This is a genomic window from Frankia tisae (assembly GCF_025403405.1).
In the GTDB taxonomy this organism is placed as follows: domain Bacteria; phylum Actinomycetota; class Actinomycetes; order Frankiales; family Frankiaceae; genus Frankia; species Frankia tisai.
Genome location: NZ_JANEZT010000524.1, coordinates 1 through 3342 on the forward strand (window position 1 = coordinate 1; position 3342 = coordinate 3342).

Sequence of the window (3342 nt, forward strand, 5' to 3'; positions counted from 1 at the left end):
CCACCAACCTCCGCAGCCCCACCGACCTCCGCAGCCCCACCGACCTCGGCAAGTCGATCGGAACCCGGGGCCGCGGCCCCGGACAAGCATGAGGCAGACGGTGTCGTCCCCCCCGGGGGTGGGCCGTCCGGCCCAGTCGACGGGGAGCCACCCCGGCCTGGGCCCGGCGGGTCCGCCGCGCGGCCCGAGCCCCGGTCTCAGGAGGCCGACGACGCGGCCTTCCTCGACCTCATCGCGCACTTCGACGACGAGCCGGAGGCCCGCTGGTGGCCGGCGGTGGAGGACATCGGCGACACCCGTCGCCCGACCGTGATCATCCTGCGCCCGCCGTTCGAGCCCGGCGACCTCCCCGCACTGGACGACCACACCAATCCCGGCCTGAACGAGGCGCCGCCCCCAGGGCTGAATCCACCCGGCATCGGTGGCGGGGGCAGCGCCGACCCGGCCGACTTCGTCGTGATCGACCTCGGCGGATCGACGGACGCCCCGGCCGACCCGGTGTACGACCACTACGTGCCGCCGCCCGCGCCGCCCCTGCCCCGGATCCGGCCGGTAACCCGGTGGGCGCTGGGCTCGATCGCCCTCGGGGTGGTGTTCCTCGTCGTGCCAACCCTGATCGGCTTCAATCAGTCCCGCGCGCAGGACGTCAGCGGCGTGCTGCTGATCCTCGGTGGGGTCGGCACCCTCGTCGCCCGCATGAGTGACCGACCACCCACCGATTTCGACGGCCCCGACGACGGCGCGGTGATCTGACCGCGACGGTTCGACAGGCGTTGGCCGCCGCGATGAACCTGCGGCGGCGAACCGGCGGTGCGGCGCCGGTGCGCGGCCGCATGCCGAGACATGCACCGCGCCGACGCCCCCGGGAGCTGGCACACACGGGGGAACGGGTCGCATCCGGGGCACACCGGGGAAAGAGCAGGGCAGATGCGCGGCATCGGCCTTGAGGACGACGTCGGCGTGGCAGCCGTCGTAGCGGGACCGAGTCGTAGTGGCACCGAAGGGAAAGGCGTTGGGCGTGCGTTATCACGAGAAGGTCGAGGTGCACGGGCACCTCATGGACACCGGTGTGCTGGCCCGGGTGCTCGACGACGTGCTGGACTACGGCGGCGACTACCGGGTGGATCACATCGACCTGGGACGCAGCCACGACGACGAGTCCCACGCGGTGATCACCGTCGGCGCCGAGACACCGCGCCGGCTCATGCGCATCCTCATGCGGATCCAGGTGCACGGCGTCAACAAGATCGAGTCGGGAGCGGCGCGCTGCGAGCCCGCGGACCGCGACGGCGCCTTCCCGCCGGACTTCTACTCGACCACCAACCTGGAGACCGTCGTCCATCTCGACGGCCAGTGGGTCCCGGTGGAACATCCCGAGATGGACTGCGGCCTGGTCGTCTCGGGGGGGCGAGTACGCACCGTACCGGTGACGGACGTCCGGGCCGGCGATGTGATCGTCTGCGGGGTGGACGGCGTGAAGGTCGTCCTGCCGGTCACCGACCACTCCAGTCGGATCTACGCCGAGTACGAGGCACTGGGCGCACCGCTGCCGAGCTCCGCCCAGCCCCAGGCGGTTCTCGTGAAGGCGATCGCCCGCCAGGTCCGCGAGGTCAAGGCCGAGGGCGCCCAGGTGCTGTGGGTGGCCGGGCAGACCGTCGTCAGCACCGGCGCCGCGCCCGCGCTCGTCGCCCTGGTCGAGGCCGGCTACGTCGACGTGCTGTTCACCGGGAACGCGCTGGCGACGCTGGACGTGGAGGCCGCGCTTTACGGCTCCCCGCTCGGCCTCGGGCCGCTGCGCAGCGGCCGGGTGCAGCGCGGCAGCGAGCAGCACATCCGCGCGATCAACGCGATCCGTCGCGAGGGCTCGATCCGGGGCGCGGTGGAGTCCGGCGTCCTCACCCAGGGGATCATGCACGCGATGGTGAAGGCGAACAAGACCTTCGTGCTCGTCGGCTCGGTGCGCGACGACGGCCCGCTGCCCGACGTCCACACCGACGTGGTCGAGGGGCAGCGGGCGATGCGCGCGGCGCTGCGCGGAGTCGGCTACGCGGTGATGATCGCCAGCGCGCAGCACTCCGTGGCCACCGGCAACATCCTCCCGGCATCGATCCCGGTCGCCTGCGTCGACGTGAACCCGACCACGGTGCACGCCCTCACGGAACGCACCAGCGCGCACGCCGTCGGGGTCGTCGCCGACACGGGCCTGTTCCTGGAGGAGCTCGCCGTCGAGCTGGTGCCCGACTTCCGCCCGCCCCGCCCGGGGCCCGGCGGGGTGGGGTTCTGAGCCCGGCTAGATCCGGGCGAGGTCGGCGGCGCCGACCAGACCGGCCTGGGAGCCGAGCTCGGCGATGACCACCTCGGCCCGGGGCCGGTGCTCACGACCCGGCACCGTCTCGGCGAACCGCTCGCGGGCGGGGCCGAGCAGCAGCTCCCCGGAGTCGGAGACCCCGCCGCCGATGACGAAGCGGTCCGGGTCGAGCACAGCGGTCAGGCTCGCCATGCCCTCCCCGAGCCAATGGCCGATCTCGGTCAGGCAGCGGATGGCCGCCGGGTCGCCCTTGCGGGCCGCCTCGGTGACGTCCGGGCCGGTCAACCGCTCGGCGTCGCCGCCGCACGCCTCCAGCATCGCGGCGGCGGCAACCGGGTCCGAGGCGACGATCTGGCGGGCGACCCGGACCAGCGCCCGGCCGCTGGCGTACTGCTCCCAGCACCCGCGGTTGCCGCAGCCGCACAGGTGGCCGTCGGGCACCATCCGCAGATGGCCGGTCTCGGCGCCGATGCCGAACGCGCCGCGGTAGAGCTCGCCGCCGAGGACGATGCCGCTGCCGATGCCCGTGCCCACGGTGAGGCAGACCAGGTCACGGTGGCCGCGGCCGGCACCGAACCGGTACTCGGCCCAGGCCATCGCGTTGGCGTCGTTCTCGACGACGACGGGCAGCCCGATGCGGCCACTCACCTCGTCGCGCAGCGGCTCGTCCCGCCAGGCGAGGTTCGGGGCGAACAGGACCCTCGAGCGGTCCGCGTCGATCCAGCCGGCCGCGCCGATGCCGACTGCCTTCACCTCGTAGTCGGCGCGAAGCTCCGCGACCACGGCGGCGATGGTGTCCGCGACCTCGGGCGCCGAATGGCCCGGGGTGGGCCGGCGGATCGACGCGAGGACGACGCCGGCGCCGTCGACGACGCCGGCGGCGACCTTCGTCCCACCAACGTCCACGCCGATCGTCAGGCCCGCGGTGCGCCGGTCCTTGTCGGCTGGCGTCTCGGCGGTGGCGGGCGGCAGGGGGCTCTGCGGGGCGTCCGAGCCCTCGGAACGGGCTGAGGAGGAGTCCGGGGTGCCGGGAC

Annotated in this window: 2 protein-coding genes and 1 pseudogene; 2 read left to right on the plus strand and 1 reads right to left on the minus strand. The window is 73.8% G+C overall.

Features of this window, described 5'->3' with window-relative positions:
• Both NBZ85_RS29205 and NBZ85_RS29210 read left to right on the plus strand, forming a co-directional pair.
• Positions 1 to 753 (plus strand): annotated as a pseudogene (locus NBZ85_RS29205) (hypothetical protein); the annotation flags it as partial.
• Positions 754 to 1018: 265 nt separating this feature from the next.
• Complete coding sequence (locus NBZ85_RS29210; protein WP_261555612.1) at positions 1019 to 2284, plus strand: ornithine cyclodeaminase family domain; 1266 nt, start codon at positions 1019 to 1021, stop codon at positions 2282 to 2284.
• Positions 2285 to 2290: 6 nt separating this feature from the next.
• On the opposite strand, the gene NBZ85_RS29215 is transcribed toward NBZ85_RS29210, so the two are convergent.
• Positions 2291 to 3342: ROK family glucokinase (locus NBZ85_RS29215; RefSeq protein WP_438803115.1), on the minus strand; the 1052-nt coding region annotated here is incomplete at its 5' end.